The 13914-nt window shown below is 72.4% G+C and carries 13 protein-coding genes and 1 other RNA gene; 3 read left to right on the top strand and 11 right to left on the bottom strand.

Annotation, left to right across the window (positions count from 1 at the left end; all coding sequences use genetic code 11):
• Window positions 1-270 precede the first annotated feature (270 nt).
• From ACZ4VI_RS28130 to ACZ4VI_RS28095, 8 genes are all read right to left on the bottom strand, one after another.
• A complete protein-coding gene (locus ACZ4VI_RS28130; RefSeq protein WP_468003941.1) occupies window positions 271-2676 on the bottom strand; it encodes a HelD family protein in 2406 nt (801 codons plus the stop codon).
• An 89-nt stretch (window positions 2677-2765) separates the two neighbouring features.
• Window positions 2766-3695 (bottom strand): anti-sigma factor family protein, encoded by a 930-nt coding sequence (locus ACZ4VI_RS28125; protein WP_468003659.1) that lies wholly within the window; start codon window positions 3693-3695, stop codon window positions 2766-2768.
• Complete coding sequence (locus ACZ4VI_RS28120) at window positions 3692-4279, bottom strand: sigma-70 family RNA polymerase sigma factor (RefSeq protein ID WP_468003657.1); 588 nt, start codon at window positions 4277-4279, stop codon at window positions 3692-3694. Before ACZ4VI_RS28120 ends, ACZ4VI_RS28125 begins: the two co-directional genes overlap by 4 nt.
• A 93-nt stretch (window positions 4280-4372) precedes the next feature.
• Window positions 4373-4924 (bottom strand): CGNR zinc finger domain-containing protein, encoded by a 552-nt coding sequence (locus ACZ4VI_RS28115; protein ID WP_468003655.1) that lies wholly within the window; start codon window positions 4922-4924, stop codon window positions 4373-4375.
• Window positions 4925-4956: 32 nt separating this feature from the next.
• Complete coding sequence (locus tag ACZ4VI_RS28110) at window positions 4957-5469, bottom strand: GNAT family N-acetyltransferase (RefSeq protein ID WP_468003653.1); 513 nt, start codon at window positions 5467-5469, stop codon at window positions 4957-4959.
• Between the two features lie 205 nt (window positions 5470-5674).
• Complete coding sequence (locus ACZ4VI_RS28105) at window positions 5675-6814, bottom strand: uroporphyrinogen-III synthase (RefSeq protein WP_468003651.1); 1140 nt, start codon at window positions 6812-6814, stop codon at window positions 5675-5677.
• A gap of 75 nt (window positions 6815-6889) precedes the next feature.
• Window positions 6890-8263, bottom strand: coding sequence for a nitrate/nitrite transporter (locus tag ACZ4VI_RS28100; RefSeq protein WP_468003649.1), 1374 nt, complete (start codon window positions 8261-8263; stop codon window positions 6890-6892).
• A gap of 190 nt (window positions 8264-8453) precedes the next feature.
• Complete coding sequence (locus tag ACZ4VI_RS28095) at window positions 8454-9419, bottom strand: LysR family transcriptional regulator (RefSeq protein WP_468003647.1); 966 nt, start codon at window positions 9417-9419, stop codon at window positions 8454-8456.
• Between the two features lie 103 nt (window positions 9420-9522).
• On the opposite strand from ACZ4VI_RS28095, the gene ACZ4VI_RS28090 reads away from it, so the two are divergent.
• Genes ACZ4VI_RS28090 through ACZ4VI_RS28080 form a run of 3 tightly spaced genes read left to right on the top strand, consistent with a single transcriptional unit; the run spans window position 9523 to window position 11432 of the window.
• Window positions 9523-10752: an MFS transporter gene (locus ACZ4VI_RS28090; protein WP_468003940.1), complete on the top strand. Its 1230-nt coding sequence runs from the start codon at window positions 9523-9525 to the stop codon at window positions 10750-10752.
• 27 nt (window positions 10753-10779) lie between these two features.
• The gene (locus ACZ4VI_RS28085; RefSeq protein WP_468003645.1) at window positions 10780-11013 is read left to right on the top strand and encodes a FitA-like ribbon-helix-helix domain-containing protein; all 234 of its coding nucleotides are present in this window, start codon (window positions 10780-10782) and stop codon (window positions 11011-11013) included.
• Window positions 11010-11432 carry a type II toxin-antitoxin system VapC family toxin gene (locus ACZ4VI_RS28080; protein ID WP_468003643.1) on the top strand — a complete coding sequence of 141 codons (423 nt, stop codon included), beginning with the start codon at window positions 11010-11012 and terminating at the stop codon, window positions 11430-11432. Before ACZ4VI_RS28085 ends, ACZ4VI_RS28080 begins: the two co-directional genes overlap by 4 nt.
• A gap of 102 nt (window positions 11433-11534) precedes the next feature.
• On the opposite strand, the gene ssrA is transcribed toward ACZ4VI_RS28080, so the two are convergent.
• From ssrA to ACZ4VI_RS28065, 3 genes are all read right to left on the bottom strand, one after another.
• Window positions 11535-11928: a transfer-messenger RNA gene (gene ssrA, locus ACZ4VI_RS28075) on the bottom strand.
• Window positions 11929-12025: 97 nt separating this feature from the next.
• On the bottom strand, window positions 12026-12559 hold the full coding sequence (smpB, locus tag ACZ4VI_RS28070) for an SsrA-binding protein SmpB (protein WP_468003642.1): 534 nt from the start codon (window positions 12557-12559) through the stop codon (window positions 12026-12028).
• Window positions 12560-12577: 18 nt separating this feature from the next.
• Window positions 12578-13771 (bottom strand): S41 family peptidase, encoded by a 1194-nt coding sequence (locus ACZ4VI_RS28065; RefSeq protein WP_468003640.1) that lies wholly within the window; start codon window positions 13769-13771, stop codon window positions 12578-12580.
• Window positions 13772-13914 lie beyond the last annotated feature (143 nt).

Raw genomic sequence — 13914 nt, 5'->3', positions numbered from 1 at the left:
TCCACCATACGAGAGGCCCTGGGGAAACAGAAGAGGCCCGTGATCACCCGGGGGTGACACGGACCTCTTCTGTATGTACGTACAAGGCGGCACCGACCCGCCATGCTCGCCTCGCGGCAAGTGGTCCCTCTAAGGGACGAAGGTTGGGCCCGGGGGCTTGGATCGAGCCGGTGCCATAGACAGGCTAACAAACCACCCTGGTAAGTGATTCCTGCGACGCATGTTGACCGGAAATCAGCCCCGGGAGCGGCCCCGGGCGGCCCCGGGCAGTCAGTCCCTGAGCAGGTCCGGGACCCCCGCCTCGTCCGGTACGTCACGGGCGCCCGAGATCACCGTCAGCTGCTGGGTGGCCCGGGTCAGCGCCACGTACAGCACCCGCAGGCCCGCCGGTGACTCGTCCGCGATCTCCGCGGGCGAGACGACCACCGTGGCGTCGTACTCCAGGCCCTTGGCCTCCAGGGAGCCCAGCGCCACCACCCGGTCGCCGAGACCGGCCAGCCACTCGGCGGCCTGCTCGCGGCGGTTCATGGCGACCACGACACCCACCGTGCCGTCCACCCGTTCGAGCAGCCGGAGCGCCTCCGCCCGTACGGTTCCGGCCAGATCGGCCTTGCCGGGCACCGCCACGAACCGGGGCTCCACACCGGTCGACCGGACGGCGCGCGGCGACTCCTTGCCGGGCATGGCGAGGGCGAGCACCTTGGCGGCCAGCTCGGCGATCTCGGCGGGGTTGCGGTAGTTCACGGTCAGCTCGAAGCGGCGGCGCGGGCGGCTGCCGAGCGCCTCGTCGCGGGCCTCGGCGGCCTCGTCCGGGGTCGACCAGGAGGACTGCGCCGGGTCGCCGACGACCGTCCAGGTCGCGGTCCGGCCGCGCCGCCCGACCATCCGCCACTGCATCGGCGTCAGGTCCTGGGCCTCGTCGACGATGACGTGCGCGTACTCGGTGCGCTCCGCCGCGAGCCGTTCGGCCCGCTCGCGCTGCGTCTCCTCCCGTACGGGCATCAGCTCCTCCAGGCCCGTCAGCTGGTCCAGCGGGTCGTACTCCCGCTTCTTGCGCGGCCTGACCGGGGCGCCCAGGAGGGTGTTCAGCTCGTCGAGGAGGGCCACGTCGTGGACGGAGAGGCCGTCGCGGCGCAGCGAGCGCGCGAGCCGCCGGACCTCGCCCGGGTTGAGGACGCGCCGGGCCCAGCGGCCGAGGCGCCTCTCGTCGGCCATCGCCTCGAGGACCTGGCGCGGGGTGAGCTCGGGCCACCAGGCGTCGAGGAAGGCGAGGAACGAGTCCTCGGTGGAGACGTCCTCGTCGAAGGAGGAGCGCAGCTCGGCGGCGAGCTCGGGGTCGCTGTGCCGGCCGGCGGCGCCCGACTTGGCGTAGAGGGCGTCGAGCAGCAGCCTGCGGGCGCGCGGGCGCAGCAGGTTGACGGGCGCGGAGCCGCCGAGGACGTTGTGCCGGATGCGCTGGAGCTCCTCCGCCTCCAGTTCGAGGCGGCGCCCGAAGGCGACGACCCGGAGGCGGGTGGGGGTGCCGACGGGGGCGGGCGAGCCGTCGGCTCGGGCCGTGCCGGGCTCGTGCGCGTCGGCGTCGCCGAAGGCGAGCTGCGCCCCGTCGGCGTTCCCGCGCCCACGCCCACTGCGGCCGGAGCCGCCCGGCGCCGGCGTCTCCAGGGCCCCCCGGGCCGCCTTGCGCAGGACGGCGAGCATGCGGGAGGAGCCCTTGATCCGGGCGACGGCCGGTTCGTCGTACGTGGTGGCCTCCACGCCGTCCACGAGCGAGCCGAGGGCGCGGATGGCGACCTGTCCCTCCTCGCCCAGCGAGGGCAGCACGCCCTCGGTGTACGAGACGAGCAGCGGCGTCGGGGAGACGATCAGGATGCCGCCCGCGTACCGGCGCCGGTCCTGGTAGAGCAGGTAGGCCGCCCGGTGCAGGGCGACCGCCGTCTTTCCGGTGCCCGGGCCGCCCTCGACGTACGTGATGGAGGCGGCGGGCGCGCGGATGACCAGGTCCTGCTCGGCCTGGATGCTGGACACGATGTCGCGCATGGTGTGGCTGCGAGCCTGGCCGAGCGCGGCCATCAGGGCGCCGTCGCCGATCACCGGCAGCTCGCGCCCGTCGAGGGTCGCCGTCAGCTCGGGGCGCATCAGGTCGTCCTCGACGCCGAGGACCTTGCGGCCCTTGGAGCGGATGACCCGGCGGCGCACCACGCGGCCGGGGTCGACCGGCGTGGAGCGGTAGAAGGGCGCGGCGGCGGGCGCGCGCCAGTCGATGACGAGCGGCGCGTAGTCGGAGTCGAGGACGCCGATCCGGCCGATGTGGAGGGTCTCGCCGATCTCGGCCGTGTTGTCCGGCCGTACGGCGTCCTCGGCGGGCTCGACGGAGGTGTACGCGCCGTCGGGGCCCTTCTTGCCGTCCTTGCCGTACAGCAGGTCGATGCGGCCGAAGAGGAAGTCCTCGAACTCGTTGTTGAGCCGGTTGAGGTGCACACCGGCCCGGAACACCTGGGCGTCCCGCTCCGCGAGCGCGCCGGGGGTGCCGACCTGGCCGCGTTTGGCGGCGTCGTTCATCAGGAACTCCGCCTCGTGGATCTTCTCCTCGAGGCGGTGGTAGACCCGGTCCAGATGTTCCTGCTCGACACCGATCTCACGGTCCCGGACCGTGTCGGTGGCGTCCATGGCGACCATGGCCTCCACGGCTTCCTGCGCGGCCACTGAGGCCCCCTTCTGACGTGCACTGGGCAGCCGTCGAGCGTACGCCACAAGGGGGCAAAATGTCAGGCCTCGACCTCCACGAGGCGTTCGCCGTCGAAGGTCCGGACCTCGAAGTGGTCGATGTCGGCCCGGTCCATGGCCGCGCCGCCGTGGACGTACAGCGGGTTCTTGGCGTTCTCCGTCGTGGCGCCGGGGATGCCGTACCCCCACTGCGGCACGGCCCAGGAGGTCACGGTCTCCTCCTCGCCGCTCTTGGAGACGGCGACGAGCCGGCACTTGAGGGGGCCCTTGACGTTCTTGAGCTCCAGGACGGTGTGGGTGCCCCAGCCCTTCTTCTCCATGCCGACCGTGGCGCTGATCTTGGTCGTCGGGTCGGTGGCCTGGATCTTCTCGTCCATGTGGTGGAAGAAGGCGTCCTCGGCCGGGCTGGTGGGGTGGGGTTCGACCGCCCGGTTCTCCTTCTCGCCGCCGGAGGTGGCGACGACGGCGACGGCGGGACCGCCGATGACGAGGACGGCGGCGGCCGCGACGAGGGCGAACGTGCGGCGGCGCCGGGCGGCGCGCTTGGCGCCCACCTCGTCGATGAGCCGGTCGAGCAGCTCCGGCCCGGGCGCGCTGCCCACGGCGCGGAGGGCGACGGAATCGCCCGGGGCGCGGCGCGGGCCGGGCGGGGCGGGCGGCCGCGGCGCGAAGGCGTCGAAGGCCTCGTCCGCGTACGGATCGGTGGCGGACGGACCGGTGGCGTACGGATCGGTGGCGGACGGATCGGTGGCGGACGGATCGGTGGCGTACGGATCGAGCCCGGCCGGGCGGGGAGCGGCCGGGGCGTCGGCGTCCGCCAGCATGGCGAGCATCGGCTCCATCCCGGCGAACTCCTCCACGTGCGCGGCGCAGAGGTCACAGTCCACGAGGTGCGCCTCGAAGGCGGCGGCGTCGACGTCGTCCAGGATGCCGAGTACATACGCACCCGCAGCGTCGTGCGGCGGTGTCATGCCGATACCCCCCTCTCCTCCAGCGCGAGTTTCATGGAACGCAGTGCGTAAAACACCCGGGAACGCACGGTCCCGGCGGGTATGCCGAGGGTCTCGGCCGCCTCGTTGACCGTACGCCCCTTGAAGTAGGTCTCGACCAACACTTCCCGGTGGGCGGGGGTCAAATCGTCGAGCGCGTCAGAGAGCGTCATCAGCCACAGCGCCTTGTCGATCTCGTCCTCCGCGGGCAGGACCTCGAGCGGTGCCGGATCGACCTCCTGCGGCCGGGCCTGCCGGCTTCGGTGGCCGTCGATGACGATGCGCCGGGCGACCGTCACCAGCCAAGGTCGGACGGAGCCGGTCGCCCGGTTGAGCTGACCGGCGTTCTTCCAGGCACGGATGAGCGTCTCCTGCACGACGTCCTCGGCCCGCTGGCGGTCGCCGGCGACGAGGCGCAGTACGTACGCCAGCAGGGGCCCGGCATGTTCGCGGTAGAGAGCACGCATCAACTCCTCGTCGGGGACGTCGGGTCGATGGCGGGACACCTCGCTGCGATGCCGGGCCCGGTGCGGACGTTCATCGGCCACGGCCGCATCCTTGCGCACCCTGAACCTCCCGGTCGAGACCCTGTTGACGTGGAGAGGTACGGAGCGGGGGCGCGTCCGACTCAACGGCGCGCGAGGTTTTTCCGGGATTCCTCAGACGGCGGCCCGCGCGCGCCGGGCTGCCCGATGCCGGGCAACGCGCTCCCGGTTTCCGCACGCCTCGCTGGAGCACCAGCGGCGGCGGCGCCCGCGCGAGGTGTCGAGGTAGCAGCGGCGGCAGTCGTCGCCCTCGCAACGGCGCAGCAGGGCGCGGGCGGTGGGATCGGTGAGCAGGTCGACGGCGTCCCGGGCGACGGCGGCGAGCAGCGCGCGGCAGTCGGGCTCGTCGCCCAACGCCCGTACGAGCCCGCCCGTCTCCGTGCGTACGGCGCGGGGCGCGGGTGGCGCGGATGCGGCGGCGAGGGCGTTGAGCCGCTCCAGGGCGGGTCCGGCGCGCCGGCCGTCGAGCTGAGCGTGCACCAGTTCGCCCACGCAGTCGCGCAGTTCGCGGAAGCGTACGACCCAGGCGGCGTCGAGCGCGCGGAGCGGCGTGACGGCCGGGACGAGTCCGGTGCTGCGCAGGAAGCAGTCCAGCGCTTGGGCGTGGTCGAGCGGCTGGGCGGCCAGGTCCAGGCAGATCCGCCCGGAGTCGAACCGTACGGTCATGCCATCAGAGTGCTCCCGAACGCCCGCTCCGGCTAGGGGGTGTGCGGCGGCGGGTCGTCGTGCAGGATCCGCTGGAAGAGGTCGTGGTCGCGCCATTCGCCGTCGATGTGCAGGTAGCGGGGCGCGGTGCCGATCCGCTCGAACCCGCACTTGGCGAGGACGCGTTGGGAGGCGTGGTTGGTGAGGACGGTGCCGGTCTCGATCCGGTGCAGCCCGAGCTCCTCGCGGGCGGCCCGGCAGACCTCCTCGACGAGCCGGGTGGCGAGGCCCTGCCCGGTGTACCGGGCGTCGACCCAGTAGCCGAGGGAGGCGCTGCGGAAGGGCCCGAGGGCGATTCCGGAGAGCGTGGCCATGGCGACGACCGCCTCACCGTCCACGGCGACCCAGCGCCGCCCCCCGTCCCCGAGCCGCACGGCCTGCCCCGCGGCCGTGTAGTACGCCTCACTCCGGTACGGCTCCCAGGGCCGCATGTGCTCCCGGTTGCGCAGGAGCGCGTCGGCGAGGGCGGCGGCGTCGGCGGCGGTGGCGGGCCGAATACGGATCATGCCGCCACGGTAGACGCCCGCGTGGGCAACCCGGGAGGGGCCCGACCCGCGAGGGACCTGGAGCGGCCCCGCGCCTGCCCTCGCGAGGGAACGGGAGAGGTCCCGTCCCCCGAGGGCCCCGCCCGCGAGGGACCGGGAGCGGACCCGCTCCCCGAGGGCCCGCCCCGGAGGCGCCTGGAGCGGTCCCGCGCCTCTACCCGCCCCCCTACGCGTCCGCGTACTTCGTGTCGGCCACCGGGTCGAGCGCCAGCCGGTAGCCCCGCTTGACCACCGTCTGGATCAGCTTCGGCGTGCCGAGTGCCGTCCGCAGACGGGCCATCGCCGTCTCCACCGCGTGCTCGTCCCGGCCCGCGCCCGGCAGCGCGCGCAGCAGGTCGGCCCGGGAGACGACCCAGCCCGGGCGCCGGGCCAGCGTGGCGAGCAGCGCCATCCCGGCCGGCGGGACCGGCCGCAGGGAGCCGTCCACCAGGACCGCGTGGCCGCGGATCTCGATGCGGTGGCCGGCCACCGGAAGGGCGCGGGCCCGGGAGGGCAGCTCCTGGCAGAGCAGCTGCACCAGGGGCCCGAGCCGGAACCGCTCCGGCTGGAGCGTGTCGATGCCGTGCGCTTGGAGCGGCAGCGCCGTCACCGGCCCCACGCACACCGCGAGCACGCGGTGCCGCAGCGCGTCGAGCAGTTCGGTCAGGACTCCCCGGTCCTCCGCCCGGGTCAGCAGGGACGCGGCGGCCGGGGCGCTGGTGAACGTCACCGCGTCGAGCGAGCCGGACAGGGCCCCGTCCAGGAGGCGGTCGAGCGGGCCGATGTCCTCGGGCGGCATCCACCGGTAGACCGGTACGCCGACGACCTCCGCGCCCGCCGCCTTGAGCGCCTCCACGAACCCCGGCAGCGGCTCCCCGTGCAGCTGGAGCGCGATCCGGCGCCCGTTCACCCCCTCGGCGAGCAGCCGGTCGAGCACCTCGGCCATGGACTCCGAGGACGGCGACCACGACTCGGTGAGCCCCGCCGCCCGTACCGCTCCCTTCACCTTGGGACCGCGGGCGAGGAGCTCCACGCCCCGCAGGCAGTCGAGGAGGGCCTCCCCGTGGCCCCAGCCGTCGGCCGCTTCGACCCAGCCCCGGAAGCCGATCGCCGTGGTGGCGATGACGACGTCCGGGGCGTGGTCGATGAGTTCCTTCGTCGCGGCGAGCAGCTCCGTGTCGTCCGCGAGCGGCACGATCCGCAGCGCCGGGCCGTGGACCACGGCCGCGCCCCGGCGGCGCAGCAGCGCGCCCAGCTCGTCCGCGCGCCGTGCTGCGGTGACGCCGACGGTGAACCCGGCGAGGGGCCCCTGCTCTTGCTCGTTCATGACGACCGAGCCTGACGCCGAAGCGTGACAGGCTCGGATCGCCGGTATTTCCTGGCCGTTACGGACCATTTCCGGTCACACCTCGGCGTAACCGAGCTGAGGCTTCTTCTCCCCCGCGACCTCCGCGCCCTCCGCGCCCTCGGCCGTGTCCGGTACGACGGCCGGCCGGCGAAGGTATACCGCCCAGGTCACCAGCATGCAGGCCGCGTAGAAGAGCAGGAAGGAGACGAAGGCCGAGGTGCCGGTGCCCGCGGTCTGGAAGGACTGCCGGAAGGCCAGGTTGATACCGAGGCCGCCGAGCGCGCCCACAGCCCCGATCAGGCCCATGGAGGCCCCGGAGAGCCTGCGGCCGTACGACTCCGCCTCCTCGCCCGACAGGCCCTTGCGGTGGCCCTGGGAGAGGAAGATCGCCGGGATCATCTTGTACGTGGAGCCGTTGCCGAGCCCCGTGAGGACGAAGAGCGCGATGAAGCCGACGAGGAAGACGGCGAGCGACTCGATGACCGAGGCGTAGATCACGACACCGGTCGCGACGGCCATCCCGGCGAAGTTCCACAGGGTGATGCGGGCGCCGCCGTACTTGTCGGCGAGCGAGCCGCCGACGGGCCGGATCAGCGAGCCGAGCAGCGGGCCGATGAAGGTGAGCGAGGCGGCCTGGAGCGGGGTGCGCCCGAACTGGGTCTGGAGGACGAGCCCGAAGGCGAAGCTGTAGCCGATGAACGAGCCGAAGGTGCCGATGTAGAGGAAGGCCATGATCCAGGTGTGCTTGGCCGCCACGGCTTCCTTGACCGCGCCGGTGTCGTTCTTCACCGGGGCGAGGTTGTCCATGAAGAGCGCGGAGCACACGGCGGCGACGATGATGAGCGGGATGTAGACGCCGAGGACGATCCGCGGGTGCAGGGCGCCTGCGGTGCCGATGACCAGCAGGCCGATGAGCTGGACGACGGGGACGCCGATGTTGCCGCCGCCCGCGTTGAGGCCGAGCGCCCAGCCCTTCTTCCGGAGCGGGAAGAAGGCGTTGATGTTGGTCATGGAGGAGGCGAAGTTGCCGCCGCCGACGCCGGTGAGCACGGCCACCAGCAGGAACGTGTTGTACGAGGTGCCCGGCTCCATCACCGCGTAGGCGACGCCGGTCGGCAGGAGGAGCAGCAGCGCGCTGAAGATCGTCCAGTTCCGGCCGCCGAACCGGGCGACGGCGAAGGTGTAGGGGATCCGGATGAGCGCGCCGACGAAGGTGGCGGTCGCGATCAGGAAGAACTTCCCGGCCGGATCGATGCCGTACTGCGGTCCCATGAACAGGACCATGACCGACCACAGGCTCCAGATGGAGAAGCCGATGTGCTCGGAGAGCACGGAGAAGAGCAGATTGCGCCGGGCGATCTTCTCTCCTGTCTCACGCCAGAAGGTCTCGTCCTCCGGCTCCCACCGTTCGATCCATCGGCCGCCCATCACGTACCTCCACGGTGTCGGGTCCTGAGCGTCCAGATGCTCTGGACCTCTGCCGGAGACGCTAAGGGGGCGGCGTTTCAGGCCGGTGGCGGGAAGTGACACGTACGGAACCTTGCTCTCACCCGGCGCGGGGGGCCGGTGTGAGCGCCGGGGCGAGGGAGCCGGGCTCAGCCGGCCGCCAGGCCCCGGCTCAGCCCGCCGGGACACCTGGCTCGCCCTCCGGGAGCCAGGCTCCCTCAGGGCGCTCCAGCCAGCCCTCCCGCTCGCCGATCTCCGTCGCCGCCGCGCGCAGCGCGTCCAGGCCGGGGTGGCGGAGCCCCTTGCGCCACACCATGCTCACCGGGGAGAGCGGCACGGGGTCGACGAGGGGCCGCAGCACGCTGCCCGGTATCGGCGGGAAGTCGACGACCCCGAGGGCCGGAATGCGGAGCTTGGCCATGATCCGGCGGAACTCCTCCTTCCCGACCACCATCGGCGCCGGCGGCGCGACCGCGATGCCCCGCCCCGCGAAGAGGCGGGCGGCCAGGCCGGTCCACTCGAGGGTGCGGTCGTTGCCCGCGCCCGCGTAGACGCTCTCGCCGGCGAGCGCGGCCAGCGGGACGGCGTCCAGATCCGCCAGCGGGTGGTCCGCGGGCAGCAGCACCGCCATCGGCTCGTACCGTACGAACTGCGAGGCGAGCCGCGCCCGCGTGGCCGGTTCCAGTCCCCCGTACCGCCCGAAGGAGACATCGAGCCGGCCGGCGAGGATCTGCGCCGCGGCCCCGGTGAGACCGCTCTCGTAGCGGGCCATCAGCTCCTGTTCCGGGGCGAGCTCGCGCGCCCGCTCCAGGACCCGGCCGTGCGCGAAGCCCACGCCGTTGAGGTCGACGAGCAGCGGCCGGGTGGACGCGCGGAAGGCGTCGGCGAGTTCGTCGCAGGCGACCAGCACGCGTCGCGCGTACGGCAGGAGCCGCTCGCCGTCCGCCGTGAGGGAGACCTGCCGGGTGGTCCGTACGAACAGCTCCGTGCCCAGCTCGCGCTCCAGTCGCCGGATGTCGCGGCTGAGCGCCTGCTGGGCGAGGTAGAGGCGGGCGGCCGCGCGGGTGAAGTGCAGTTCGTCGGCGACGGCGGTGAAGGCCCGCAGGAGCCGCGGTTCGATGTCGTACGAAGTGGCCACCCCGCATTTAACAACGCGGGCGCGTGAATGGCCATGGAGCAGGTGTTGGACCGCTCGCCACCACCCCCACGAGGCTTCTGCCATGCCGCAACACGACCTCGTGATGACCCCCGTGGGCCCGACGCTCGCCCCCCGCTACCGCGAACCGCGCACCACCAAGCCCTCCGGCCCCTACGTCCGCCTCTTCGCCACCCCGGGCACCCGGGCCTTCACCCTCGGGAACCTCGTCGCGCGGCTGCCCATGGGGATGTTCAGCGTCAGCGCGGTGATCATGATCGCGGGATCGTACGGCTCGTACGCCCTGGCGGGCGCGGTGACCGCCACCGGGCTCGCGGCCACGGCCCTCGTCGCACCGTGGACGGCGCGGCTCGTCGACCGGTACGGGCAGGCCCGGATCGCGGTCCCCGCGACCGCCGCGGCCGTGCTCGGCTCGCTCGCCCTGCTGCTGTGCGTCCACCACGAGGCACCGGCCTGGACCCTCTTCGCGGCGTACGCGGCGACGGCCACCACGCCCAACACCGGAGGCATGTCCCGCGCCCGCTGGGCCTACCTCCACCGGGGCGACCCCGTGGCCCTGCACACGGCCAACGCCTTCGAGCAGGCCGTCGACGAGCTCTGTTTCGTGATCGGCCCGGTGCTCGCTGCCGTCCTCTGTGCGGCGCTGTTCCCGGAGGCCGGCACCCTGATCGGCGCGGTTCTGCTGCTCGCCGGCGTCCTGATCTTCGCGGCCCAGCGCTCCACCGAACCCCCGGCGGCGCCCCGCTCCGCCACCGCGCCCGGCTCCCTGCTGCGCGCCCCCGGCATGACGCCACTGCTCGGGGTCTTCCTGGCCACGGGCGCCGTCTTCGGCGCGATGGAGGTCGTCACCCTCGCCCATGTCGACGGCCCCCTCGCCGGTCCGGTCCTCGCTCTGCAGGCCGCGGGCTCCTGCGCGGCCGGTCTCCTCTACGGCCGCGCGGGGCGCACGGCCCGGCTGCGTACCTGTCTCGCGGCGATGACCGTGCTGATGACGCTGCCGCTCCTCGGGGCGTCGACCGGTTCGCTGCTCGCCCTCGCGGGCGGCCTGCTCGTGGCGGGCATGGCGACCGCCCCGACGATGATCACGGGCATGAGCCTGATCCAGCGCCTGACCCCGGCCGGACGGCTCAACGAGGGCATGACGCTCGCGGTGACCGCCCTCCTCGGCGGCATCGCGGCCGGCTCGGCCGCCGGCGGCTGGTCGGCCGAACACGCCCCGACGACGACGTACGCCTTCCTGATCCCGACGGCCGCCGCCGCCCTGGCGCTCGCCCTGTGCGCGGCGACCGGGACAGGCCGTTCGACATCTGCATAATGACTGCATTGCTGATACTGTGCAGACATGACTGCACTCACCATCCGGGACGTACCTGAAGACCAGGTCAAGCGCCTCAAGGTCCGCGCCGCGCAGGCTGGTCAGTCACTCCAGGCGTACCTCCTCAGCCTCATAAACCGCGAAGCCGAAAAGCCGACGCTCGCCGAGATGGCCGCCCGCGCCGAGCGCTACGCCAGCGTCGAACTGGACAATGACGAACTCCTCGACATCATCGACGCAGGCCGGGAGCGTCGCCGTTGATCGTCATCGACTGCTCCGCCCTGGTGACCTTCTTCACCGACACCGGCGAGGCCGGTCACAAGATCCGCGATCGCGTCGCCCAGGAAGACTCCCTGGCCGCCCCCAACCTCCTCGACACCGAGTTCCTCAGCGCGCTCCTCGGCCTGGCCAAGGGCACTCGGGGCGGCACCCCCAAGCTCAGCAGAAGCAACCTGGACAGGCACCTCAAGGCGTACGAACCCCTCGGCATCGAGCGCCACGATGCCCGGCCCCTGACCGCCCGCGTTTGCAGGCTCGCCGACAACCTCTCGGCCTATGACGCCACCTACGTGGCCCTGGCCGAAGTGCTGGGAGTGCCGCTGATCACGGCTGACGCACGGATCAAGCGCGGCGTACAGAAGCCGCACTGCACGATCGAGGTCTTCAAGGCCAACGTCTGAGCTCCCGGCATGACAAAGGCCCGGCGGTCGTCGTGACGACTGCCGGGCCTGTGCCCACATGGGATGAGGTGTCCGGGCGGGGCATACCCCCCCTCGGACGCTCGGTGGAGATGGCGGGAATCGAACCCGCGTCCAACGGTGCAGAACCAGGGCTTCTCCGTGTGCAGTCCGCTACGAGTTTCTCAGCCCCGGAGATCACGCGGACAAGTCTCCGACGGGCTCAGTCACTGTTTGATTTCCCTCAGGCCCCCGTGACCGGGGCTAGAGGTTTAGATCCCTGAATGACGCCAGGATCCGGGTCGGGACCATCCCCGGGCTGACGCTCCTCACAGAGGCTTCTACTCGTTACCTAGAAATTAGGCAGCGAGGGCGAAGCGGGAGTTATCGCTCTTGGAGTTGGCGATTATTGGTTGCGACATATGGTTTACGAGATCATTGCCGCTTCCTCGACACGCTTCCCCTGCTTCGACATCCGCTGTCGAAACCGATCATCCCCATGTTGATTTTTCAAAAATCGCACCCGCCGTGGGGTGCATGCCCCATCCTACGTGACCAACGCCTGCGGTCGCCAGCGTATTCCCGCCCGCTCGGGGCTAGGCGGCCCGCTGGCGCCGCTTGGCCGCCGCGATGGCGCGGTTCGTCTCCCGCGTGTCCTGCTTCTCCCGCAGCGTCTGCCGCTTGTCGTACTCCTTCTTGCCCTTGGCCAGCGCGATCTCGACCTTGACCCGGCCCTTCAGGAAGTACAGCGAGAGGGGCACGATCGTGTGACCCGTCTCCTGGGACTTCGCCTCCAGCTTGTCGATCTCCTCCCGGTGCAGCAGCAGCTTGCGCTTCCGCTTCGCCGAGTGGTTGGTCCAGCTGCCCTGGGCGTACTCCGGGACGTGGATGTTGTGCAGCCACGCCTCGTGCCCGTCGATCTGCACGAAGCCGTCGACCAGCGACGCCCGGCCCATCCGGAGCGACTTCACCTCGGTGCCCATGAGCACCACACCGCACTCGTAGGTGTCGATGATGTGGTAGTCGTGGCGCGCCTTCTTGTTCTGCGCGATGATCTTGCGCTCAGGACCCTTGTCCTGGTCCTTCTTCTTCGCAGGCTTGCCCTGCACGTTCACGAGTCCCTTTGCCATAGTGCGGCCATTTTCGCACTACGAGCCCCCTCCGAGGCCACTCAATACCGTTCTCGCCCGCTCCTCGGCCCGCTCGCCCGTGGTATCGCTGACGACGAGGTCGGGTGTGATGCCCAGGCCGTCGACGCCGTGCCCGGCGGGAGTGCGGTAGTGGCCGACGGTCAGCTCGGCGACTGAGCCGTCGGGCAGCGTGCTCGGCATCTGCACCGAGCCCTTGCCGAAGGTGCGTGAGCCGACGGTGACCGCCCGGCCACGGTCCTGCAGGGCGCCGGTGAGCAGCTCGGCGGCGCTCATCGTGCCCCCGTCGACCAGCGCCACCACGGGCCGCTCGGTGTCCCCGCCGTTCTGCGCGTACAGGGCCCGCTGCTCGCCGTCGACGTCGTACGTGGCGACCAGACCGCCGTCGAGGAAGGCGGAGGCGGCGACCGTGGCCTCGGCGACCAGGCCGCCTGCGTTGCCCCGCAGGTCCAGGAGGACCCCGGCGCCGGCCGGCGCGTGCCGTACCGCGTCCCGTACCCGCTCGCCCGCGCCCTTGGTGAACGCGGTCACCTTGATCAGTACCGTTCCGTCGTCGAGCCGTCGCACGGTGACGTCGTCGGTGGCGAGCCGGGCCCGGGTCAGGGTCTGGGTCCAGGCCGAGCGGCCGCGCTCGACGCCGAGGGCCACGGTGGAGCCGGCCTGGGCGGCGCCGTCGCCGCGCAGCAGCGAGACGACCTCGGAGACGGAGAGGGCGCCGACCTCGCGCCCGTCGACGGTGACGAGACGGTCGCCGGCGCGCAGTCCGGCGCGGGCGGCCGGTCCGCCGGCCTGGACGCGGCTGATCTCGATGCGGCCCGCGCCCGCCTTGCGCGCGGAGAGTCCGACGCCGGTGTACGAGCCGTCGAGGGCCTGCGCGAACTCCTCGTACTCCGCCGGGTCGTAGACCGCGCCCCAGCGGTCGCCGCTGCGGCTGACGAACTCCTCGGCGGCCTGCTTGCCGGACTTGCCGTCGGCCATCGCCTCGGCGGCGGCGCGGGAGAGGTCGGCGGGGTCGACGGTGGTGCGGGCGGGAGTCGCCTGTGCGGCCTTGGCCTCCGGCTCCTGCCGGGGAAGGGCTCCGGTGGCCGCGGCGGTGGCGAGCACTCCGGCGAAGAGCAACGTCAAAGCGGCCCCACGGAGGACTCCGCGGGGCCGGAGACAGAGGTCGGGTCTGGACCCGGGGCCTACCGGCATGCCATGCACTCTAGGACAAGCGAAGGGGGGGGGGGGGGGGGGGGGGGGGGGGGGGAGGGGGGGGGTGGGGGGGGGGGGTTGGGCGGGTGGGGGGGGGGGGGGGGGGGGAGAGGAAAAGAAGGGAGGGGACGGGAAGGCAAGAA

Source organism: Streptomyces sp. NPDC029169, assembly GCF_055563935.1.
Note: the sequence above shows the minus strand (reverse complement) of the source record. Positions and strands in the feature narration are given on the sequence as shown.